This is a genomic window from Saccharicrinis fermentans DSM 9555 = JCM 21142, from assembly GCF_000517085.1.
Classification (GTDB): domain Bacteria; phylum Bacteroidota; class Bacteroidia; order Bacteroidales; family Marinilabiliaceae; genus Saccharicrinis; species Saccharicrinis fermentans.
In genome coordinates, this window is record NZ_KI912107.1 from 697,688 (window position 1) to 721,101 (window position 23,414).

Genomic DNA, 23,414 nt, shown 5'->3' on the forward strand with positions numbered 1-23,414 from the left:
ATGAAAAAAGTTAACTTAAAAATTGAAATTGACTTGAATTCTAGAAGGATTGAATATATCAATATTGAAGGAAGAGTCTTAAGTACTAATTCTTTTTTTGATTTTATCAATGGAAGTTGGGTTGCAGAACAAAAGGATTTTCCTTTAAATAACGATGAAGATTTAGATATCCTTATTATAACTGTAGGGAATCCTAGAGAAAATTCAAAATTAAAGCTCACTGTAAATAGTGAATTTAAAGGTGAATTTAGCATGTACAAACCTTTTAATCGTAATGGTTATGGTCAGTTCAATCTTGAAATTTAAGCTGTCCTTTAAATTATTTGTTACTATAATTTTAGTAGCAAACATTGCTCTTGTAAAAGGGCAATCAATAATTGAAGATGAAAGAGGTTTTTCAACTTTAGGGTTAACTCCTGGTTTTAAAGAAACTAAAAAAGGTTCAACTGAAGACAAACCTAAGATTGATACAGTTAGTTTTGATCTTGGAATGGTTAAATTTACAACTAAGGATAAAAAACTGGCGCTTGATTACTACTCCTACTTTACGCCTCAACGATTTACTGATTATTACATCGGGATTTCAACAAACAGTAAAATTAAAAATAGTACCGCCAATATTTTTTCAGAAAAGAATATTGTTGCAGAAGGAGAAGTTAAATTAAAAACGGGGTTTAGGATTTTTAAGAATAAAACAGATTGGCCTAAGCTCATGGCTAACAGGAACATTAGTGATCCCGACATAGTCCATAGTATTTTAAACGATTCAACAAAGCCTGCAAATGACCTTTGGCTTGTGTTAGAAGGTAGCTTTTCAGGTACATCATTTAAACGTTTTTTATCAGATACACTCTTCTCTAGTCAAATTCAAAAAGAAAACTTTACAGGTTACAATGTTCAGTTAGGCTTAAATTATTGGAACGCAAGAATTTTAAATCTTACTACTTTAACAGGTATTAGTTTAGGAGTAAAACAAAAAAATAACTTTGATGATTTAGTTGAAGGCACAAGAGAGGACACTAAAGTTTCAGCTGATACATTAAATATGACGACTAGAAAATATGTTATCAAAGAGACTGTGTACTCTGGTGATTATGAAACGAAAACTGTTTATCCTTTAAATTTTGACCTGTACGTAGTGCCTCATAATTTAAAAAATATTGGTTTTTTAGGTTATAGTCGTACAGAAATTTCTAGTTCTGAAAAACCAAAAACAACGTTAGGGTTAGGTGTATTTTTCTTAAAAAATCAGAATGCTTTTAATCCTACAGCTGGTATGACTTTTTCATTCAAAGATGCATTTAACGTTGACAAATCGGATGACAATAAAGGAGGTATTAATAAGTTCACAATTAGTCTAACTACAAGAATCAACCTTGTAAACAGTCAAAAAAGAAATTAATTAAATATTTAAACTATGGATCAATTTGAAAAACTAGAATCTAAAATTAACATCTTCAAAAAAGCTGCAGAAATTTCTGAAGGCTTTTTAAATGAGTGTAAAAAATTATCGACAGACTCTCACGTTTTTAAATCAAAGCTTGGAGAAGCTTTCTATATGCTAAGAGACTATGAAGAAGCCTTAACATTATTAACTTCATCATTTGAAATTCAAGAAAATAATAATACAGCAAGTCGAATAGCTCTTTGTTATTCAAGAATGTCAAAGCCTATTGAGGCTCTCACATGGATAAACAAAGCAATAGCTATTGCACCAGAAGGGAACCTAAGTGCTCATATAATTGGTCGAGAAATTCCATATAAGGTTCTTCAGTTCAATTTTCTTGTTAAATCTGGAAGAATTGATGAAGCACAAACTCTTCTAGAACAGAAAACTATAAATGATAATGATTCCATGGTATTGTCGGCCTCTGCAACAATTAAAATGTTGAAAGGCAATTTTCAGGAAGCCAGCCAACTTTTACAATCTGCTTATGAAATAAGTGATGAAACAACAAAAATTGAGATTAAAGAACAGTTAATTCTTTCTGAAAAACTTTCTAGTACAGAACCAGACTTAATTCCTTTAGTTGAAAGAACAATTATGAGTGCAAGATGGCCGGATTAGCCTTATTTATTGGGGGGAGTAAAGCTCTTGGTGCTGACACTAAAACTTCAGATGTAGATTATTTTATTATTAAAACTTCAAGCCTTGAAGATGAATTGCAGTTTATTGTTTCACAACTTACTAAAGAAGCTGATATTGAAGAAAGAAGTTTAGATTGGCTTGTTTCTTTCTACGAGAAAGTAAAAGATTTCAAAATTAGAATCGATGGAAAGCACCCTGCGATAGACTATTGGGATTTAAGATTTATCTCTAGGGTGCTTATTGGGAAACAGTTAGTTTTTTGTGAACAAATAGATTCAATATTAGAAAATATTACTGGTTATATTACTGCCATTCAAAATCAATTTGTTTCAGCAAACTTCTTAAACAAGTATGAAGACTTGCTTGGGTTGTGTTTAGATAATCGATTCGAAGAATTCTATCTGGAAATATCTGAACTTTTAAAATTTGCCTTACAAGTTTCTTTAGTGAAAAGAAATCAAATTATTGAACTAAATTCCAAATGGATTTTGTTCCAAATAAAACAAGAACATAATTTGGAATTAAATCAGTTGATAAATGAATTTTATAAGCATTTTTACTCAAGAAAATTTGAAAAGATGAGTCTGCTGTATTTAATGAGGATTGTTAAAACGATAGCACTTGCATCTAGCCAAAAAGAGGATGAACTGACAGCGAAAGTAATTTCTAAACCTGAAATTTGTCCCTTAGGTATCAAAGGTTATAAAGTGGCAATGAACATTTTTACAAAAGACATTATGATTTTATAATTGATATGATAACTGATTACTTTTTTTTATCCAAAATAAGAATTGCATTAATTGAAAAATGCAATTATAAATGTGTTTACTGTAGACCAGGAGGCGATGGATTGATAGAACAAATTAGAAATGCAAAGTTAATTTCTATCGAGGAAATAGTTACCATTTGTAAAATTTTCGAATTATTAGGTTGTAATCAGATAAACCTAACAGGTGGAGAACCATATTTAAGAAGCGATCTTGGACAAATAATAACAAGCATATTGCATCAAACAAAATGTACCCTTAAAATTAACACAAATGGTACTTATTGGAGAGATTTTAAGATAGACGAAAGAGATATGAAAAGGATAGAGTTTGTGGTTAGTTGTGATACATTAGAATCAAAATCTGCCTTATTTATAGGTCGAAATGCTTCGCATAAAAGTGTTCCGAATTTCATTGAACAATGCAATTTAAATGGTTATTCATACAGGTTGAATTGTGTAATTGCAAAGAATATAAATTCCAATATTTCTTCTGTTGATAAACTTGTCAAATTTTCAAAAGAAAATAATTGCATTCTGAAGATTCAATCTGTTTTTGATACAGGCGAAGATAGTTTCAAGGATTATAGGAACACCTACGTTGATCTTGAATATATTCATGAGTACTTATGCAGTAATGGTTATGAGCATTCAAACCTAAATAATACTACTAATGGTGTTATAGAGTACTCTTATAAAAAGAACGGACATGAAGTACGTTTACTTGACAAAAAGAAAGAGAATACATTATATTTTCCTATATGTTCGAAATGTAGTATGTATCCATGCGATACTGGGATGTATGCTCATTATATCAGCTCTCATGGCAAGTTAAAGAAATGTAGAACAAGTTCGGAAATAACTGTTGATTTAAGACAACTGTTACGTGATAACAAAAATGCGAATATTTCTGACCTTGCGAGTTTAGTTAAGTTTTTATATAAATCCAATAATTTAATTCCAATTGAATTACCATATAGTATTTGAAGGAATAGATGGTTCAGGAAAATCATCTCTTATTAATATGGTCTCCGAATTTCTTGGAGATAGAAATGTGAAAATTATTAATTGGTTTAAGAACCAGAAAATAAGAGATATTGCTAATGTATATAACCTTTCTGGCAAAATGACTCCAGACATACTTCTAGCAATTCATGCCTCTCACACACTTTCCCTCCTAAATGAAATCAAAGACCATACAGATTATATCTTTTTATGGGATCGATATATATATAGTTCTTATGCAAGTGTAGTAGCAAGGGGGGGTGAAACAGAACTAGCATCAGAAGTTGTCCGCCATTTTCCAAAACCTAATTTAGTTATTTATATAAAAAACCAACCTGAAATATCATATAATAGAGTACTAAATAGAGGAGAAATTACTTTTTATGAGGCTGGTTTAGATATTATTTATAGGGGGAGTAACTTAATTCAAAAATTCACAGATTTTAAACAAGGTAAAATTAATAACACACTTATCAAATTATCTTTTATGACTCTGATGGAAGAAATAAATAGAAATCTTGAAAGCATTCTTAGTTCAATAAATGTTGTCCACAAAATAACAGATTTTGAGATTAATAACTCCTCACAAATTAAAGACGTCAAGAAAAAAATTGAATCAATCATCAGCTAATGTCATTAATAGAACTACCAAATAGAAAAGTAATTTATTCTAATCAAAACCTCTTTTCTGAAGGTGATTTGAGTAGTATTTACTCTAGTATTGAAAATTCTTTATTTGCTTTCTCCGAGGTTTATGATAATAATAAAAAGGTGTTTAGTCCTGAAGAACGAAAATCTTTATCTTATAGATTAGATTCATTACCTTCTCAGATTACCGATACTATAATGGCTGAAGTTTCTAAGCTTAGTCCAGATCCATATTTAAAGATTATTGATTGGCAAATAATAAAATACCCGACAGGTGGGTATTTCAAACTACACCAAGACAAGTCCGAACAACCAAATATTAACAATCCTAAAGTGTCAAATAGATGTTTCACGTTCGTTGTATTATTAAATAATGACTTTGAAGGTGGCAAATTAGTATTACATGCAGAATTAAATCAAGGGTCTAACTATTGTGTTGGACTAAGCCTTTGTAAGAATAGAGGTGATCTAATTATTTTTTCATCAGAATTATTTCATGAGGTTCAAAAAATCACAAAAGGAACTCGCTTAACCTTAGTAGGATGGATAGGAATAAACTAAACATATATAATGAGCAATTAGTAAACGAAATTAGCAATGAAGGATTAATAAATAAGAATATAATTGAATCTTTCATAAAAATTAAAAGACATGACTTTGTTCCTATTGATTATAGTTTAGAGATGATATACAGTTTGAACTCGATACCATTTCATCAAAATTTAACAGTCACTAATCCAATTATAATAGCTAGAGTTCTGAAAGCATTAAATCTTAAAGAAACTGATTCCGTGCTTGAAATTGGTGCAGGGTCTGGATTTCAGACTGCAATATTGAGCAATATCGTGAAAAATGTTTTTTCTGTGGAAATTAACGAAAATGCATACCAAATAGCAAAAGGTAACCTAGAGAAATATAAAATAAAAAATGTGAAATTGATACGGAAAAATGGCTTCAATGGCCTAATAGAGAATGCTCCTTATGATTCAATAATTGTTAACGCTGCATTCGATTCAATACCACTGGAATTAATAAAACAGTCTAAAACTGGAAAAGCTGTATTTCCAATTAATTATAAAATGAAACAATATTTAATGTTATATAATAAGAAAGAAAGTAATATTATTTGTGAATCAAATTTTATTAATATGTCAAGATAAATCAATTAAAAGTACCTTTTGGATTAAACAAAAAACTTCCGACTGAATAAATCAATCGGGAGTTTTTTTTAGTGCCCTGGAAAAGACTCGAACTTTCACGATCTTGCGATCACCGGCCCCTCAAGCCGACGCGTCTACCAATTCCGCCACCAGGGCAATTGTATTTCAAAAATATCATTTTACAGAATGTTTCCGAATTGTTTCCGAATAAATTCTGTATTTTTACCTCACGTTCTTTAAAAACTCAGTATTAATCAGCTTTAGCAGCTCATTGTAACTAAATTTAAGTAAATGCCCCCTCAAGGCAGCGTGTCTACCAATTTCACCATCTGGGCTGAAATGAAAAAAGAGCGACATGTATCACTCTTTTTTCTGTGAGCGAAAAACGGGACTCGAACCCGCGACCCCGACCTTGGCAAGGTCGTGCTCTACCAACTGAGCTATTTTCGCATTGCGCTTGCAAAAGTATAAAAAAATATTTTTCATACAACCCTTCTAAATAAAAAAATAAAAAAAGATTTTCGATGACGTGATACACTTCTGAATCTTGTCTCTTGTGAAGTATTCTTTATACCCTTGCCTCTTTTACATCCGGATGAGGTATTGAAATTTGTCATGAGAATTAAATGTGCCATCCACCACGAACTTGTTAGGATGAGGTATAGTATCGCTATGGTGAATTAAGCGAACCAAGAGAATAGCTTCACTCACAGAAGGATGATTAATTTGGTGGGTTCCATTTGATCATTGAACGATAAAATTAGAGTATGTAAAACAAGCTAGTTGGCGACTTGATTGGCAGCAATTTTAATTCGCAATATATTTTTAATGCTTGTGTCGATGTTTTATACATCAGAAGAAGATGTAAAGAAAAACTGCGCAATTCAAGAAATAGAGTCCTGTTTTTTTAAGCAATATTTTGAATGATCATAATTATTTCGATTTTTTAATAACCATTTTAAGGATCCATCGTACAATACTGATGTTAAAAAGAAACTAATTGAAAATCAACATGGCGAATATTTTTAGTAGACTGTTTGGGAGCACATTCCCTAGTACTGAAAAATACGAAAATGAATATAATCATTTAAGAAAAGAACAGGAGAGATATCATCAACTCGAAAAATCAGCATCTATCATTCGGTATTTTGAATTAGACAAGCTGGTTCACTCCGGTGAGTTTAAGCAAAAGGTTCTTAAGATTAAAAAGGAACGATTTAAACATACCGAAGCTTTTCAACAATTTAAAAAGTACAAAGAGTATAAACGTTCTAACAACGTAAAACGTTATCATAAATTGTTACGAAAAGATAAGGTTAATGAAGCTGAGGAGTTGAAGAAATCTGCTGAGATACAAACGTATTTGAGTCTGAAGGACTACGTAGAATCTGCGGAATTTAATCAAATAAAAACTGATATGAACGATAAAAATCGCTTTAAGCGGTCTTCGGAATATCAGTTACAGGAAGAATATAAGGCTTTGCAAAAAAGCGATGATGTAATTTGGTTTTTGAAAACAAAGAAAAATTGTCCGTTTAAACATTTGGATAAGTGGGCTCTTACCTTTGAAGATAACTTTGATGGAACCTCATTAGATGATAAAAAGTGGATTACAGGCTATTATTGGGGTAAGATATTAATGAATGATAATTATGTTCAGGCCAACGAAAAACAGTTCTTTAAAAAAGAAAATATTGAACTGCGTGATAGTTGCGCCAGGATTGTTTCTAAAAATGAAGCTTGTAAGGGTAAAATATGGGATCCTAAAATTGGATTTATACCAACTGATTTTCAGTTTTCATCTGGTATTATTAATACCGGACAAAGCTTTAGACAGCAGTATGGCAAGTTTGAGGCCAAGGTTAAATTTAGTCATACCACACCAGCTATTCATAGTTTTATTTTGTTGTCGGAACAGATGTCGCCGCAAATTAATATTTTGAAAACTCCTGAGCAGGAAGGTAATAAAATTGAGGCTGGATACTTTTGGGGTAAGGAAGGTAATATCTCCCAACGAGTTCAGGATTTGAAAATACCAGGTTCTTCTGAAAACTTTTATATCTATACCTTGGAGTGGACAAAAAATAAAATGGAATGGAAGATCAATGGAGTGACGGTTCATACGCAAAACGAAAATATACCGCAAATGCCTATGTACATATCTTTTAGTACACATTTTACTGATATTCCTGATGCGGATAAGCTTCCTATTTCAATGGATATTGATTGGGTAAGGTGCTATCAATTAAATTGAGCCTAATTACTTTTAAATAAATCCAAGGCTGTTCATGTTAATATGGGCAGCCTTTTTTTGTGTGTCTATGAAATATTTCTTTGTGTTTTTACTGTACTGAAGTGTGATTAAAGACTATATTTTTACTCTACAAATGTCTCTTTGTCATTTATAATCATTGTGCTATCAGATGAATTACTGCACGGTGTTTGTGTAACATATTGATAGTTAATAAGCCCGTGCGTATATTTTTTTCTCCCCTTATTATGCATATATTATTGGACAGGAAAGATTGTCAATTGTTGTTACTTCGTATTTGTTCAGAAGATTTGAAGTTTAAAATAAACAATCAGTTATGAAACGTACGAATAAAATATTTTTAATGACAATGATATTTTTCTTCATGCTATTTAGAGGAGTGTTTGCTCAACAACAGCCCAATGTTCTTTGGATACTTACAGATGATCATCGTTATGATGCAGTACGGGCGTTTAATAAAATGCTTACCGGTGATGAGATGAGTGGTTTAGGTTATGTAGAATCGCCCAGTATTGACCGACTAACGCAGATGGGAACCACCTTTGTGAATGCTTATTGCCAGGCTCAGGGCTGTGCCCCCTCAAGAGCATCAATGCATTATGGACGTTATCCTTTTCGTTCTGGAGTTTATGAGTTTGAATATCATAATGATAATACAGAGAATTCTTATCCACACCTGCCAGCTCAAATGGAGAAACTGGGCTATCAAACATTACATATTGGTAAGTTGGGTGTTCGTTTAAGAACCATTAAGGATGGAAAAGCCGTTGCGCCTCATATGTATCAAACAGATATTGATTTCAAGACTTTAGCAAATGAGGGATTAGCGGAGTGGGGTAAACTATCTTTATTAAAAGAAATCGATGGTCAGCCATTAGTAAAACCATTTAGGAACATTAAGTACCTAAAGACGGAAGATGGTAAATATCATTTCTTTGATAAAACCCTCGAAACACAAAATCCCCAGTTCGCTGGAATGGCTCAAGAGATTTATGATCAACTTGACTTGTTGCGCAAGCATACCCCTAAAAAGCCAGAGACTGTTTTTAGTGATGGAATTCTAGGAGGTGTGAGTCCCAGACCTGCCGGAAAAACCAGGGATGGATACTACACTTCTGCTTGGATTGATTTTTTACATCATGAAAATGAAGATTTTAAATTAGGGTCTGTTTCATTTAAGGGTGTGGATCCTACAAAACCCTTGTTTTGCCACATAGGGTATGATTTTCCGCATACCCCGGTATTGCCGCCAGAGGAATATCGTAATCGTTTTCAACAGTATACATATAAAGTTCCTGAACTGACTAAAAGTGAATGGGCCAAAATGCCTGCCCAATTAAAAAGACAAGTAAACAATGCCTATTCAAATGATTTTACAGCGGAAGAGAAGCAACAGATGGTTCAGGATTATTATGCCTTTTGTGCCTATGGTGATCACTTGGTGGGCCAATCGGTAGATGCTTTTATTAAATATAGTGAAAGTAAAAAGCAGCCGTGGATGATTGTTTATGTAAACGGCGACCATGGATGGAAGTTGAATGAGCACGGAGCTTATTCGAAGTTTACGCCATGGGATGTGGATAGCCATAATCCTATTGTTATTGTTTCTTCTGATAAAAAGTCTTTCCCGGCAGGTAAAGTAATAAGGGACTATGCCGAATTTGTGGATATAGCGCCTACTATTTTGAGTGCGGCTGGCGCAAATATAAAAAAAGAGGATTTTAAATATCTGGATGGAATGGATATGGCTCAGATAGCAGCAGGCAAAGCTCCTAAACGTGATTACGTTGTGGGAGAAAGTCATGCAGTTACAGGCCCTCGTGCTTTTATCCGTACAAAAGATTATGTGTTCTCCATACAAAGTCGTCCAGATAAAAAGCGTGGTGATAATATGCAATGGGCACGTAGAGCTTCTTATCAAGAGTTGGATGCTGCATTGTATCATATACCTGCGGATCCCCATGAAGTAAATAACCTGGCATATGATAAGAAGTATGAAAAAATCGCTATGAAGATGAAAGATAAACTGATCAATATTGTTTTGGGAGATAATAGGGCTGAGGTAAATTGGGGTAAAGGTATGAAAGCAACAGGTACCGAGGTATTCTATAGTAACTTTGCACCCGGGGCACATGACTATAAACTAAAGATAAAATAATTGTCCGTCTGGCAACCGACTGTCCAGAGTTACTTAAGATGGCCATATGTCTAGTTTTTTATGAGGGAGTGTGGGGCTATGTTTTTTTGTATAAGATGTACTTTTATGCCGTATTATCATCGTACCCGAATTTTTAATCATATAAAACTGGCATGGCCAGGGTAAATAAGAGGGCAGATAGAAAATGTACTGGTTAGTGAAGTTTTGCTATTTTTTAAGCATATGAAAAAATACATATTATTAGTACTCGCAATGATATTTATTCCAAGTATCATGATTGCGGGAACAAAGGGTTCATCCAATAAAAAACCTCCCAATGTTATTCTCATACTTACAGATGATTTAGGAATAGGTGATTTAGGATGTCAGGGTAACCCTTGGTTAAAGACACCTCATATAGATGCTTTCTATGATAAGGCAGTTCGTATGACTGATTTTCATGTGAGTCCACTTTGTGCTCCCACAAGAGGTGCTATTATGACAGGTCAATACCCCATCAATAATGGTGTTTGGGCTACCTTTAAAGGAAGAGATGTCTTGCCTGAAAATGCTGTTACAATGGCTGACATTTTTAAGCAAAATGACTATAGAACGGCTATGTTTGGAAAATGGCATTTGGGTGATAATTATCCGGTTCGTCCTTCTGATTGTGGGTTCGATATGGCGATCCATCATTTAGCCGGAGGGGTGGGGGAACTGTCGGACTATTGGGGTAATAGCTATTTTGATGATGTGTATTATGTAAATAATGTACCACGACCATTTAATGGATATTGCACCGATATATGGTTTCGTGAAACCATGAAGTTTATTGATAAAAACAAGGATAAGCCCTTTTTTATTTATTTGCCAACCAATGCACCACATGATCCTTTGATTGTAGCAGAAAAATATGCTGAACCATATCAGCATTTAGAAGGGGATAAAATTATAGATGCCAATTTGTACGGAATGATTGCAAATATTGATGAGAACTTTGGCCGATTTTATCAGTTTCTGGAAGACAAGGATATGCTTGATAATACGATCCTTATATTTATGAGTGATAATGGTACTCGTTATGGTTATAGTAATGATGGTAAATTCGGTTACAATAAGGGGTATCGAGGTATCAAAGGCAGTAAGCTGGAAGGGGGACATCGGGTGCCTTTTTTTATTCAATGGCCCAATGGTAGGATAGGTGGAGGTAAAGATATTAATGAACTGGCTAGTCATGTTGATTTGTTACCAACATTGGCTAGCTTATGTAAGCTTCGTTTACCCCAAACAAAAAAGTTGGATGGTATTGATGTTTCTTCTGTGCTGGTGGATGAAAATAAAAAGCTATCTAACAGAGCCGTTTTTGTACATCATCGTCAGGATTGGCGCCAACCGGAAGATGTTGTAAATGCCTGTAATATGCAGAATAATTGGCGTTTGATAAATGGGACGGAGCTGTATGATATAGTTGAAGATCCCAAGCAAAAGTGCAATTTGGCAGATCGGTATCCAGCAATAGTTAGGGAATTATTAACTAAGAATGCCAGATTTGTAGCCACAAGTAAATTAAATGTAGCATATAACGAACTTCCTGTTTATGTGATAGGTAATCACAAACAAAGAGAAATAAAACTGACGATTCAACATGCCATAGGTGAGGATAAAGGTATTTGGAAGTGTGAGCAGGTGGCAGCCGGAATAAAAAATACCAATGATATGCATGCCTTGAAAATTGAAAAAGATGGCGATTATATGATTTCTTGTAGACGCTGGCCTAAAGAATGTCCTGGACCAGTGCTTGGTGTACCGAAGGAGAATCCCAAAGGTTTATTTGAATATAAAACGATTTGTCCAAGTAAAGTCAGAATAAAAATTGCCAACCAAATTTTGGAAAAACAAATTAGACCGGATGATGAGGAGGTGGCTTTTAAGGTAAGCCTTAAAAAAGGTAAGACTTTGTTGGTGAACGATTTTATAGAAGGAAATGAACATTATGGGGTATATTATACCTATGTGCGAATGCTTGATTAAACCCTAAAAATGAGTTGTAAAATCTAATGTGAATTATAATAGCTGCCACTGTAAATAAATGGTCAAACAAAGTGATGATTATTTCTGGCGAGTTCCATATGATTTTTGAATGAAAAATATAAACATATGAACAAGATATTTGTATTCTTTTTATGGATGACCATTAGTCATCTGTTATTTGCCGATCCTCCTAAGCCACCACTCGGTAAACGATGGGTCATGAATCCTGATTTTTCAGATGAATTTAATGGAACCGTCTTGGATACGACTCGATGGTTAGATCATCATCCTACTTGGCGAGGAAGAGCGCCGGGATTATTTATGCCATCGCAGATTTCTGTAAAAGATGGTTTTCTTCAAATTAAAGGAGAGAGGATGTTACGTGATACTGTTATTCATGCTTATGGAAAAGATATTTCCTTTTATATTAAAGGAGGAGCTGTTGTTTCTAAAAAATCGGTGTTTCTTGGATACTATGAGTGTCGTGTAAAAGCTGCTGCAACTACCATGTCTACAACTTTTTGGTTTTCATCCACTAAGAGTTTTAAAGGACCCAATGGTTGTGATAAATATGGCTTAGAATGGGATATTCAGGAATGTATTGGTCGTCGCGGAGATTTTAATGGTAGCTATTTTGCCCATGGCATGCATTCTAATTCACACTATTGGTATACAGATTGTAAGGAGGAAAAACATGACTATAGGGCCCCTCAAGTGAAATTTGAAGACAGGCAGCTCGCCTCTGATGATTTTCATGTGTACGGTGGATGGTGGCACGATGAAACCATGGCCAGCTATTATTATGACAATGGAGCACCAAAGTATCAGAAATTCTATCATAAGATTAGCGATAAACCTTTTGATCAGCCTATGTTTATGCGATTGGTGTGTGAAACTTATCCTTTTCCTTGGATAGAATTACCTACCGATGAAGAGTTGGCTGACCCAACTAAGAATGTGGTTTATTATGATTGGGTGAGAGGGTATAAATTGGTAGATGTTAAAGATCCTCATATGAGCCAGGTAGCACCTGAAACTGAAATAGGACTGTATTATGAAGATATCGAATTTGAAAGTGCTTCAATGGAATTACCCCAAGGAAATGTTTTGAAGATCCCTTTTTGTTATAAAGCAAATGAAAATCGGGATATTCATTTTGTTTTAAAGGATGCTGAAGGGAAGAAGGTTGCCAGTGCTAAGTACAAGGCCTACACAGGTTATGCGAACTTAATAGTTGATCTTAAGGTAGATGTGCAGTTGGCCGCTGAGACTGAGTATACCCTATGGGCGGATATCAGACCAGAGAATGGAACCAAAACTGATATCTTGAATTCGAGTGTATTGATGATTGAGTTAGTAGAGAATGGTGCATTATAAGTATGATCCAAGGAAAGGATTCGCAGCATTAACCTTACAAAATTACTTATACAAGTATATAGGTGGTAGTTAGTGGCTGCAAGAAAACGACTGTTTTTTTCAGTCTTTGATAAGAAACGAACATGAATTTTAGCATTCTAAAATACACACAGAAGAATGATTAAAATTCATCGGGAGTTCCATATGACCATTGAAAGACAAATTATAATCATATGAAACGAGCCATGAGAGTGATCTCTCACACAGGTGAATGATTATCACGGCGAGTTCCATATGACCATTAAGAAATAAATTATAAACATATGAAAGCTTCAAAGACAAGGCTTTCGATATTGTTGAAACCAAGGAGTTTACTGATTGTAAATGACTGTTTCAAAAATGAGAATAACGCAGTATTTGGAGTTTTTTTGCAAAGACTAGTTATGGTTGAATTGGGGAGTGTTATCATGGTTTGGTGCTAGAAAATATTAAAAACACGAGTCGTGTTTACTTGTTTTGTAATAAAAATTCCTTTGTTTTGTAGCTTAAAAATTTCAAATAGGTTATGATAGGAAAATATATTCGATTGATTGTTGCTGTTGTGTTGTGTGCAGTGTCCGTGCTGCTTTTTGTGAACGGTTTTGTAACATGGGGTGTTATTGCCTCTATTTTGTGTGCCCTGTTCGTTTTGTTTCATTTTAAAAATGAGATGAACCTTTGGGCGTTTTATTTTGTCCGTAAAAATAAGTTTGCTAAAGCAGCTGTGATTTTGGATAAAGTGAAGCATCCTGAATGGATGATCAAAGGTCAGGAAGCATATTTTTACTTTCTTTCGGGTTTAACAGAAGCACAAAAAGGGCAGCGTGGAACCAAAGCAGAAAAGTTGTTGAAGAAGGCGCTTTCAACAGGGCTTAGAATGAAGACAGATCAAGCTATGGCGAAGTTGAACCTGGCAGGCTATTACCTGTCTCGAAGAAATAAAAAGTTGGCCACTTATTATATAAAGGAAACCAAAAAGCTGGATACTCGAAAAATGTTGACTGACCAGATTAAAGAAGTTGAAAATATGATGAAGCGCATCTAAAAGCTAATTCAAGCTAATTTGAAAAGGAGTTATTGTTGTCAATAACTCCTTTTTTTTTGGTGTGCCGTGCATGGTAAATAACTAGATGATGCAAGTTCATTATGGGGGTTTGTAGTAGCCAACCATTAGCCAATGGCAAGGGTGCTTACCGTGAGGTATAATCTGAAAGAAGCCGGAGGCAAAATTCCGATCCGAAGAACATGAATATCATCTGGCACTAGCGTTGGTTGATCTTGTCTCAAAAAAAAATAATCAAAATACTAATCAGAGCATGTGTGATAGAAGCATCAAAGAACTATTTTATTGATCAGTATCATTATTTTATATTTTTTTCAAAATCCCCCCTTATTCGTGATATTTACACCCTGCGATCATTATATATTCGAAAATAGCACCCATGCTTCTAATTACTTCCCTTTATATTTAAGCCCGTGTTCAGTTTTTGAATAGTCCTTTCGTCTAAACGAAATGCATGTGTCGATTATTTTTACAACTGCCATAGATTATTATTAATGATGAAGTTTTGTGATATAGTAAGTAGAGTAGTAAGCACAGTAGTTTTATGTGTTGTATGGGTGCCGATAGGTTATGGACAAATAAAGGTATGGAAATCGCCATCGTCCAATAACCCTATTGTCACTTCTCAATGGGAAGTAAATGATTTGGTGTATAAAGTGAAGCGTAAAGTTGAGAAGCCGTTTTTGAAAGAAGTTTTTGCCCGTGTTGAGGGAGGACAAAAAGAACAACGTATACCATTGTTTTATAATGGAAACAACGAATGGGTTTTCAGATATTCCAGTGCAGAGATAGGCGACAAACATTTTGCGATTGAATCAGATATAAAAGGTTTAAATGGTATTGCTGGAAAGATCATAGTGACAGAGAATAAAAAGACGGGGCGTCATGGCGGTATTGTTTTGAACAAGGAAAAACCTCGGGATTTTTTCCACGAGGACGGGACGCATTATTTTAATCTGGCATTTGAGTGTGACTGGTTGTTTGCATTAGACTATCCTCAAGAAGATTTAGCTAAAACAACACATTTATTATCCTTGATAAAAGCAAATGGGTACAATCAGATTGTGATGAATGTGTATGCTTATGGCTTAGATCTAGATTGGGTGAAAGATGAAGGTTTGAAAAAGAATCCTCAACACAATTATGGTTGTAGGGAAGATATATTTCCTTTTTTAGGATCCAATGAGCATCCTGACTATAGTTCATTGAATATTGATTTTTTTAAGCATTTAGACCGGGTTATTTCTAAGATGCATGATTATGATATAGTAAGTCATTTAATGATTTATGTTTGGAACAAAAGAGTGTCATGGCCAGCACTGGGATCCGAAGCTGATGATATGTATTATAAGCATGTTATTGAACGCTACCAGGCCTTTCCGAATATCGTATGGGATGTTTCAAAAGAAGCTGCCTCAAAAATTGCATTTGCCCAAAATAAAAATATCGTGGAACATCTGATTGAAAGAGCTCAAATGACCCGTGCGCTTGATGCCTATGGCAGATTACTCACAGTGCATGATTTTGGCTTTTGTAAAAATCACAAGGAATGGGTCGATTTTATTTCAATTCAAAATTGGAAGCTTGACTTGTATGACCTGATGTTAAAGGCTTATAAGGAATTTCCTGATAAGCCGGTTTTTAATATCGAACATGGAGGTTACGAAGAATCACCTTACGCTATCTTTCCGGGTGGATATTCCAACGCCGAATATTGTTTAAGGAGGAATTACCTCTGCCTTTTTGCTGGTGTTTATACTACTTATTATTGGCAGGGTACATCGTGGAATGCTATTATTCATAATCCCTTTGAGCAGGGATCAGATGTTAAAAAACCCCATTTTGAATATTTTAAATATATGCGGTCTCTGTTCAATCAGGTAAACTATGAAAACTTTGAACCTGTTACAAAATTTAATTCAAGATCTTATAATTTAACCAATTATAAAGATGGTATGATATTGCTATATGTTCCGAAAGAAGTGCATCATGCCGATATTAAAAATCAGTTGGATAATGAGTTTAATTATGATTCGGCTACTTGTCAGTGGTTTAATACTTTAACGGGGGAGTTTACACCGGAAGAAAAAGTGGAGTTTAAGCATAAGTATGGATTTTGGGATTGGCGACCTTGGCGTAATCAAGCTGATGCGATCTACGTGATTAGAGGATTAGAAAAAAAATAATGTCTTTGGTTTTAAGAATGATTGAAATAAATAGAATTTAAATAGTAATGAAAATGAAAAATATTTTAACAACACTGTTCATTGCAGTAATGATAATGGTGGGGACAAGTGTAAAAGCTGCAGATCCCACGAAGCCTAATGTAATTGTTATTTATCTGGATGATCTGGGTTATGGTGATTTAAGTGCCTATGGGGCAACCGAAATTGAAACACCAAATATTGATGCATTAGCCAATGGAGGGCTTAAGTTTACACAAGGTTACGCTACATCTTCTACCTGTACTCCTAGTAGATATGGCTTGTTGACAGGAATATACCCTTGGCGAAATGCCAAAGCCAAGATTCTTCCGGGTTCAGCACCCTTGATTATCTCTACTCAACAAGAAACATTGCCTAAAATGTTAAAAAGAGCTGGTTATCAAACGGCTGTGATAGGTAAATGGCATCTGGGCTTAGGGGATGGTAATGTGGATTGGAATGGACATATCACCCCGGGACCTAATGAGGTGGGTTTTGATGAGGCTTATATATTAGCGGCTACACAGGATCGTACTCCTACTGTTTATATTGATAATGGATATATTGATGGTTTGGATCCTAATGATCCTATTTACGTTAGTTATGAGAAAAATTTTGAAGGAGAACCAACCGGTAAGGATAACCCTGAATTAACAACCATGAAATGGCACCATGGGCATAACAATAGTATCGTTAATGGAATTCCAAGGATGGGCTTTATGAAAGGTGGAGAAGCTGCCCGATGGAGTGATGTTGATATAGCAGATCATTTTTTGTCGAAAGTAAAAAGTTACGTTAAAAGTCATAAGGATAGCCCTTTCTTTTTATACTATGCATTGCAGCAACCTCATGTGCCCCGTACTCCTCATCCTCGTTTTGTAGGTAAGTCGGGAATGGGACCACGGGGAGATGTTATTATAGAGGCGGATTGGTGTATTGGTGAATTTATGAAAACCCTTGAGGAAGAAGGTGTTCTGGAGAATACTTTGGTTGTTTTTTCTAGCGATAATGGCCCGGTGTTGAATGATGGGTATTATGATGATGCCGTGGAAAAACTAGGTAAGCATAGGCCAACAGGCCCTTTTAGGGGCGGTAAATATAGTATGTTTGAAGCTGGTACACGGGTTCCTTTCATAACTTACTGGAAAGGGCGAATTAAGCCGGGTGTTTCGGATGCAATGGTTTGTCAGATTGATCTTTTGGCTTCTTTGGCAAAGTTAGTTGGCGTGCAAGCTGAAGTGAATGATAGTAAGGACATGTTGGCTGTTCTCATGGGTAAGCGAAAAAAAGGAAGAAAAAATCTGGTTGTTGAAGCCAATGGAAAAACCGCATATAGAAAGGGTAATTGGGCCATGATTCCTGCTTATAAAGGAAGCCCAATGAGCTGGCATTCAGGTGTTGAAACGGCTATCGCTCCAGAATTTCAGCTGTATAACCTGAAGGAGGATGTGATGCAAAAAAATAATTTGGCAGAATCTAATCCTAAGATGTTGAATAAACTGATGGCCGAATTTGAAGCCATCCGAGGAACGGAATATGGTGGCCTGAAATAATAAGCTATAAACTGATAAATGACTTTTATGAAGCGAATGGTTCAAAAATATAGTATTTATTCCCTGCTGCTTGGTTTTGTAAGTCTGCTATTTGCTTGTCAGCCTTCAGCGCTCCATGATTTTGAACGAGAGACGGATTTTAATTTTGGATGGAAATTCCAGTTGCTAAACGATACTAATTCTCTCAAAGATGTACCTTTAGAGGATGCTGGTTGGCGTGATGTACGTCTGCCACATGATTGGAGCATTGAAGCTTCTTTTGATTCTACTCTGGAAGGGTGCGTGGGGTACCTTCCCGGCGGGGTAGGTGTGTATCAAAAACACTTTACAACAACAAGTGCAAAAAATGATAAGAGCACTTTCGTTTTGTTTGATGGGGTTTACAACAATGCCAAATTTTGGTTGAATGGTAAATTTCTGGGAGAAAATCCTTATGGTTATTCACCTGTGTTTTTTAATTTGACGGATGCTTTAAATGAAGTGGGAGAGCCTAATGTTTTAACTGTGTATGTTGATCATTCGCGATTTGCCGATAGCAGATGGTATACGGGAAGTGGTATCTATCGTAAGGTAAAGCTGGTTACCCTTGATAAGTTACATATTCCTATTTGGGGTACCTTTGTAACCACTCCTGAAATTACAGATAACGAGGCAAAGTTGAATATCGAAATCACCGTGGAGAACGAAAGGACTCAAGCGTACTCATTTAGTTTACGTACGGTTATTTTTGATGCCTCGGGTAAGCAGATAGCGCAGGTTGAAGATAAACTGAACCTGGGAAGTGATACGGCTGAAGTTTTTAAACAGCAATTGGAGTTGCGTCATCCTCAATTATGGGATCCTGAGCATCCTTATATGTACAAGGCTGTTAGTACTATTGTTGTTGGTGGTAAAAAGCTGGATCAATATAGTACTCCATTTGGTATTCGAAGTCTCCGCTTTGATAAGGATAAAGGCTTTTTTCTCAATGGTAAGTCAACGTATGTAAAAGGTGTTTGCCTGCATCATGATGGCGGATTGGTGGGGGCCGCTGTCCCTAAAGGCGTTTGGCAACGTCGTCTTAAACTGCTCAAAGAGGCAGGTGTGAATGCTATTCGTACATCTCATAATCCTTTCTCTGATGAGTTTTTGGATCTGTGCGATGAAATGGGCTTTTTAGTCCAAAATGAGATTTTTGATGAGATGGATAACCCCAAAGATAAACGCTTTAATCTGAATGAACGTGAAGTGCTTTATCGAACTAGAGGCTATACTGAGCACTTTCAAAAATGGGGCGAAAGTGATTTGAAGAGAACAATGCAAAGAGATCGTAATCACCCATCGGTATTTCAATGGAGCATAGGAAATGAAATAGAATGGACATATCCTGATTATAAATATATAAGTGGACTTTGGGATCCCGAGGTAAAGGGGGGGTACTGGAATAAAATTCCTCACTTGACACCGCAAGAGATGAAGGCTCGTTATGAGTCTTTGCCCAAAAGAAAATACAACTTGGCTCAAACAGCTCATCGGTTATCCAAATGGGTTAAAGATATGGATACTACACGTCCGGTTACAGCTAACCTGATTATTCCTGTGGCCAGTTGTGCAACAGGATATGCCGATGCTTTGGATGTGGTTGGCTTTAGTTATCAGATTAAGCAGTATGATTGGTGTAAAAAACATTATCCAAATATGTTGTTTACAGGTTCTGAAAACTCCGGTTATCTGAGCGAATGGAAGTCAGTCGTAGAAAATCCAATGGTATTTAGTATGTATATGTGGACAGGTATTGATTATCTGGGAGAGTCTAATCTAAAGTGGCCACAAAAGGCTTGGTCTGGTGATATGCTGGACTTAGCAGGCTTTAAAAAAGCAGGATGGAATCACTTTAAAAGTATATGGACTGATGAACCCTTTTTGGCCATTCAGACGCATGCCGAAAAAGATTCTGAATTTACGGTGGACCAAGAGGGTAAAGTAGTCCCTAAATCTAAAAAAGCACTTAATTGGAACAATGCACTGTCGGTTGATCATTGGAATTATAAGGATGAGGAAACTGTAATCGTGGAGGTAGTCTCTAATTTGCCAGAGGCTGAATTGTTTCTAAATGGTCAATCGTTAGGAAGCCTTCGTGTATCCGATAGTCAAGATCAGATAATGCGATGGGCAGTTCCTTATCAGGCGGGGATATTGGAGGCAAGAGCTGTTTCTAATGGTAAGGAAATAATCACCGCACTTAAAACTGCTGCTGAATTGGCTGATATTTCTGTAGATGTTGATAAAACATTGTTGCAGGCAGATGGCTATGATGTGAGTCATGTCGTTGTTCAATTGGTGGATAAGGATGGTGTTCCTGTAAAAACACAGGAGCAAGAGGTTGTGTTCGAAATGGAAGGGAATGGCCGTTTGTTAGGTGTTGATAATGGATGGAACAAAAGTACCCAGGACTATCAGACCAATAGAATAGTCACTCATCTGGGTAGGTGTATGGCTATCATTCAATCTAATACGACCTCTGATATTGTTCGTTTAACAGTTCGAACAAAGGGGGTAGATGCGCAGCAGATATCAATTCGAATTGAGTAAGATTATTGAAAGTACACAAGAAAGACCTACCTGAGTGAATCGGAATTAAAATTTATACATATGCAAAATACTATTGTCCTCATATTTACTTTTTTATTGTTGAGTTTTGTTCTTCAAGGACAAAATACTCCATTTGCCACTCCTGAAATTGACAGTAAGGTTGATGCAATCATGGCCGATATGAGTATGGATGAAAAATTGGCCCAGATAATGGGAACGCGTTTACGGGATATTATGGAAGATGGAAAAATATCTCTTGAGAAATGTAGGACGCACATTCCCTTTGGTATCGGACACTTTTGTCAGTTCTCTTCAGGTCAGGAGTTGAAGCCCGAAGAATTAAGGGATATGGTGCGAGAAGTACAACATTATCTGATGACTGAAACCCGGATGAAAATACCAGCTATTTTTCATGAAGAAGCGATTACCGGTTTTGCTACATTGGGGGCTACTACTTTTCCTCAGCAAATAGGTGTGGGCTGTACCTGGAACCCTGACTTGGTGGAAAAGAATACCGCATCAACCGCAAGAAACATGCGGGCCGCCGGAGCTACTTTTGCCTTATCACCCATGCTTGATTTAAGTCGTTCTGCCCATTGGAATCGTCATCAGGAAAGTTATGGTGAAGACGCTTATCTGACATCGCGGATGGGAGTGGCTTTTGTTCAAGGTTTGCAAGGTGAGGACTTTAAAACAGGTGTTGCAGCTACTGTAAAGCATTTTGCCGGTTATGGTACACAAAATAATTCTGAAAAAGTTTTGTATGAAGAATACCTGATGCCCCATGAGGCATGCTTTAAAGTGGGGGGAGCCAAAAGTGTTATGCCTTCTTATGGAGTGTATAAAGCATTGCCAGTGGCGGCTAATCCGACTATGTTAGATCAGATTTTACGAAGGGATGCCGGTTTTGATGGATTGGTGGTTAGTGATTATGGGGCTATTAATTTGTTATATAAAAAGTACAAGGTGGCTAAGGATAGTACCATGGCTGCAGCACTAGCTATAAATGCAGGTATGGATGTGGAATTATCTTCTCCTACTATGTTTCCTAAGCTAAAAGAGGCATTGGAGCAAGGCTTGGTTACCGAGAAGGTGATTGATGCGGCTGTAAAACGCTCATTGATAATGAAAGCTAAATTAGGATTGTTGGACGAGAATCCGGAGATAGGGAAGGATGGCCCCCTTGATTTTGACCCACCGGAAAATAGAAAACTGGCCTACGAAACAGCTTGCCAGTCTATCGTGCTCCTGAAAAATAATGGTATTCTTCCCATAAAAAAAGAGCTTAAAAAAATAGCACTGGTGGGACCGAATGCTGCTACGGTGCATGGTCTGTTGGGGGACTATACTTATCAGGGTATGCGCGCTTTTTGGAAACAATCGGCTTTTGATGTTAATAATCCGAAACTAGTAAGTGTTAAAGAAGGACTGGAGAATAAACTGGGTAATGACGTTCAGTTGTTACATGAACGAGGATGTGATTGGAGTGCTGCCTTGGAGGCCAAGATTGATAAGAGCGGATTTGGTGATAGTCGCATCGAAAAACTGAAGCTCCTTACTGTAGCTGATACGCCACAACCTAACTTGCAAAATGCATTGAAAATTGCCAAGGAAAGTGATGTGATCATTGCAGTGATGGGAGAGAACCTTTATTTAAATGGAGAAGGGAGATGGCGAAATGGTATTCGTTTACCCGGAGAACAAGAAGCCTTTGTTGAGAAATTAATAGAAACGGGTAAGCCGGTTGTTCTGGTTATTTTGAGTGGACGGCAACAAGTGATTAGCACTTTCTCTGATCGGTGTGCGGCTATTGTGCAAGGATGGTTTCCTGGCGAGGAGGGAGGTAATGCTGTGGCTGATATTCTTTTAGGTAAGGTAAATCCTTCGGGTAAGCTGTGTGTGTCCTATCCAAGAACAGAAAATAGTCAGGAGATCAACTATCAGGATGGTGAAAACAAGGAGTTAATTCAATATCCGTTTGGTTTTGGTTTATCGTATACACAATATACATATGGAAATTTTAAAATGAAAAAGAAGACCAGGATTACCGATGATCGTTTTACGGTTTCGTGTACTATAAGAAATACAGGAAACATGGATGGGGCAGAGGTGGCACAACTATATGTGTCACCTAAAAATCCTAAGTCCCTTATGAAGCCGATCTTACTAAAGGGTTTTCAAAGGGTCTTTTTACAGGCCGGTGAAGAGCGAACACTTACTTTTAAGGTATCTCCTCAACAACTGGCGCAATATGTAAACAAAAGGTGGATGGTGGAAGCCGGTAAATATGAGTTTAAAATAGGGGCTTCCTGTAATAATATTAAATTGAAGGGGGTCATTGAACTGGTGGGGGATGATTTGATTTTAGATCAGGGACGTGAGGTCTTTTTTACTACTAATACTGTTAAGTAGAGTGAATTGATAACTATCTACATTTTTTATACATGTAATAAATACCTTTGAAAAGATCATATCCCCCCCGTTATAGCTTGTAAACAGTTTTACTTTAGCATAAACAAA

General features: G+C 36.0%; 17 protein-coding genes and 2 tRNA genes. 17 read left to right on the forward strand and 2 right to left on the reverse strand.

Annotation, left to right across the window (positions count from 1 at the left end):
* Genes CYTFE_RS0103025 through CYTFE_RS24735 form a run of 8 tightly spaced genes read left to right on the forward strand, consistent with a single transcriptional unit; the run spans position 1 to position 5,668 of the window.
* Entirely contained in the window at positions 1-306 is a 306-nt protein-coding gene (locus CYTFE_RS0103025) for a hypothetical protein (protein WP_027470601.1), read from the forward strand.
* Entirely contained in the window at positions 281-1,402 is a 1,122-nt protein-coding gene (locus tag CYTFE_RS0103030) for a hypothetical protein (protein WP_152541891.1), read from the forward strand. Before CYTFE_RS0103025 ends, CYTFE_RS0103030 begins: the two co-directional genes overlap by 26 nt.
* A gap of 15 nt (positions 1,403-1,417) precedes the next feature.
* The gene (locus tag CYTFE_RS0103035; RefSeq protein WP_027470603.1) at positions 1,418-2,068 is read left to right on the forward strand and encodes a tetratricopeptide repeat protein; all 651 of its coding nucleotides are present in this window, start codon (positions 1,418-1,420) and stop codon (positions 2,066-2,068) included.
* Complete coding sequence (locus tag CYTFE_RS0103040) at positions 2,056-2,838, forward strand: hypothetical protein (protein ID WP_027470604.1); 783 nt, start codon at positions 2,056-2,058, stop codon at positions 2,836-2,838. Before CYTFE_RS0103035 ends, CYTFE_RS0103040 begins: the two co-directional genes overlap by 13 nt.
* Positions 2,839-2,843: 5 nt before the next feature.
* Positions 2,844-3,842, forward strand: coding sequence for a radical SAM protein (locus tag CYTFE_RS0103045; protein ID WP_027470605.1), 999 nt, complete (start codon positions 2,844-2,846; stop codon positions 3,840-3,842).
* Complete coding sequence (locus CYTFE_RS0103050; RefSeq protein ID WP_027470606.1) at positions 3,820-4,491, forward strand: dTMP kinase; 672 nt, start codon at positions 3,820-3,822, stop codon at positions 4,489-4,491. The genes CYTFE_RS0103045 and CYTFE_RS0103050 overlap by 23 nt, the downstream gene beginning before the upstream one ends.
* Entirely contained in the window at positions 4,491-5,069 is a 579-nt protein-coding gene (locus tag CYTFE_RS0103055) for a 2OG-Fe(II) oxygenase (protein ID WP_027470607.1), read from the forward strand. The genes CYTFE_RS0103050 and CYTFE_RS0103055 overlap by 1 nt, the downstream gene beginning before the upstream one ends.
* Complete coding sequence (locus tag CYTFE_RS24735; protein ID WP_052342960.1) at positions 5,051-5,668, forward strand: protein-L-isoaspartate O-methyltransferase family protein; 618 nt, start codon at positions 5,051-5,053, stop codon at positions 5,666-5,668. Before CYTFE_RS0103055 ends, CYTFE_RS24735 begins: the two co-directional genes overlap by 19 nt.
* Positions 5,669-5,740: 72 nt before the next feature.
* Here CYTFE_RS24735 and CYTFE_RS0103065 read toward each other — a convergent pair.
* Positions 5,741-5,824 (reverse strand) — tRNA-Leu (locus CYTFE_RS0103065).
* 221 nt (positions 5,825-6,045) lie between these two features.
* Positions 6,046-6,118, reverse strand: a tRNA-Gly gene (locus tag CYTFE_RS0103070).
* Positions 6,119-6,680: 562 nt separating this feature from the next.
* Here CYTFE_RS0103070 and CYTFE_RS0103075 point away from each other — a divergent pair.
* From CYTFE_RS0103075 to CYTFE_RS0103115, 9 genes are all read left to right on the forward strand, one after another.
* Complete coding sequence (locus tag CYTFE_RS0103075; protein WP_027470608.1) at positions 6,681-7,922, forward strand: glycoside hydrolase family 16 protein; 1,242 nt, start codon at positions 6,681-6,683, stop codon at positions 7,920-7,922.
* A gap of 361 nt (positions 7,923-8,283) precedes the next feature.
* Positions 8,284-10,098: a sulfatase-like hydrolase/transferase gene (locus CYTFE_RS0103080; RefSeq protein WP_211238146.1), complete on the forward strand. Its 1,815-nt coding sequence runs from the start codon at positions 8,284-8,286 to the stop codon at positions 10,096-10,098.
* A gap of 222 nt (positions 10,099-10,320) precedes the next feature.
* The gene (locus tag CYTFE_RS0103085; RefSeq protein WP_027470610.1) at positions 10,321-12,108 is read left to right on the forward strand and encodes an arylsulfatase; all 1,788 of its coding nucleotides are present in this window, start codon (positions 10,321-10,323) and stop codon (positions 12,106-12,108) included.
* Positions 12,109-12,234: 126 nt separating this feature from the next.
* Positions 12,235-13,485 (forward strand): LamG domain-containing protein, encoded by a 1,251-nt coding sequence (locus CYTFE_RS24740; protein WP_052342961.1) that lies wholly within the window; start codon positions 12,235-12,237, stop codon positions 13,483-13,485.
* 544 nt (positions 13,486-14,029) lie between these two features.
* Positions 14,030-14,548, forward strand: coding sequence for a hypothetical protein (locus CYTFE_RS0103095; protein ID WP_027470611.1), 519 nt, complete (start codon positions 14,030-14,032; stop codon positions 14,546-14,548).
* A gap of 512 nt (positions 14,549-15,060) precedes the next feature.
* Positions 15,061-16,752 (forward strand): apiosidase-like domain-containing protein, encoded by a 1,692-nt coding sequence (locus CYTFE_RS0103100; protein WP_200871378.1) that lies wholly within the window; start codon positions 15,061-15,063, stop codon positions 16,750-16,752.
* A 53-nt stretch (positions 16,753-16,805) separates the two neighbouring features.
* On the forward strand, positions 16,806-18,323 hold the full coding sequence (locus CYTFE_RS0103105) for a sulfatase family protein (RefSeq protein ID WP_200871379.1): 1,518 nt from the start codon (positions 16,806-16,808) through the stop codon (positions 18,321-18,323).
* Positions 18,324-18,350: 27 nt separating this feature from the next.
* Positions 18,351-20,894, forward strand: coding sequence for a glycoside hydrolase family 2 TIM barrel-domain containing protein (locus tag CYTFE_RS0103110; protein WP_027470614.1), 2,544 nt, complete (start codon positions 18,351-18,353; stop codon positions 20,892-20,894).
* A gap of 60 nt (positions 20,895-20,954) precedes the next feature.
* Positions 20,955-23,306: a glycoside hydrolase family 3 N-terminal domain-containing protein gene (locus CYTFE_RS0103115; protein ID WP_027470615.1), complete on the forward strand. Its 2,352-nt coding sequence runs from the start codon at positions 20,955-20,957 to the stop codon at positions 23,304-23,306.
* Positions 23,307-23,414 lie beyond the last annotated feature (108 nt).

Coding starts and splice junctions, on each gene's coding strand:
- CYTFE_RS0103025 (WP_027470601.1), top strand. CDS start 1: ATGAAAAAAGTTAACTTAAAAATTGAAATTGACTTGAATTCTAGAAGG.
- CYTFE_RS0103045 (WP_027470605.1), top strand. CDS start 2,844: ATGATAACTGATTACTTTTTTTTATCCAAAATAAGAATTGCATTAATT.
- CYTFE_RS24740 (WP_052342961.1), top strand. CDS start 12,235: ATGAACAAGATATTTGTATTCTTTTTATGGATGACCATTAGTCATCTG.
- CYTFE_RS0103105 (WP_200871379.1), top strand. CDS start 16,806: ATGAAAAATATTTTAACAACACTGTTCATTGCAGTAATGATAATGGTG.
- CYTFE_RS0103055 (WP_027470607.1), top strand. CDS start 4,491: ATGTCATTAATAGAACTACCAAATAGAAAAGTAATTTATTCTAATCAA.
- CYTFE_RS0103100 (WP_200871378.1), top strand. CDS start 15,061: ATGATGAAGTTTTGTGATATAGTAAGTAGAGTAGTAAGCACAGTAGTT.
- CYTFE_RS0103085 (WP_027470610.1), top strand. CDS start 10,321: ATGAAAAAATACATATTATTAGTACTCGCAATGATATTTATTCCAAGT.
- CYTFE_RS0103110 (WP_027470614.1), top strand. CDS start 18,351: ATGAAGCGAATGGTTCAAAAATATAGTATTTATTCCCTGCTGCTTGGT.
- CYTFE_RS0103075 (WP_027470608.1), top strand. CDS start 6,681: ATGGCGAATATTTTTAGTAGACTGTTTGGGAGCACATTCCCTAGTACT.
- CYTFE_RS0103035 (WP_027470603.1), top strand. CDS start 1,418: ATGGATCAATTTGAAAAACTAGAATCTAAAATTAACATCTTCAAAAAA.
- CYTFE_RS0103040 (WP_027470604.1), top strand. CDS start 2,056: ATGGCCGGATTAGCCTTATTTATTGGGGGGAGTAAAGCTCTTGGTGCT.
- CYTFE_RS0103115 (WP_027470615.1), top strand. CDS start 20,955: ATGCAAAATACTATTGTCCTCATATTTACTTTTTTATTGTTGAGTTTT.
- CYTFE_RS0103030 (WP_152541891.1), top strand. CDS start 281: ATGGTCAGTTCAATCTTGAAATTTAAGCTGTCCTTTAAATTATTTGTT.
- CYTFE_RS0103095 (WP_027470611.1), top strand. CDS start 14,030: ATGATAGGAAAATATATTCGATTGATTGTTGCTGTTGTGTTGTGTGCA.
- CYTFE_RS0103080 (WP_211238146.1), top strand. CDS start 8,284: ATGACAATGATATTTTTCTTCATGCTATTTAGAGGAGTGTTTGCTCAA.
- CYTFE_RS24735 (WP_052342960.1), top strand. CDS start 5,051: ATGGATAGGAATAAACTAAACATATATAATGAGCAATTAGTAAACGAA.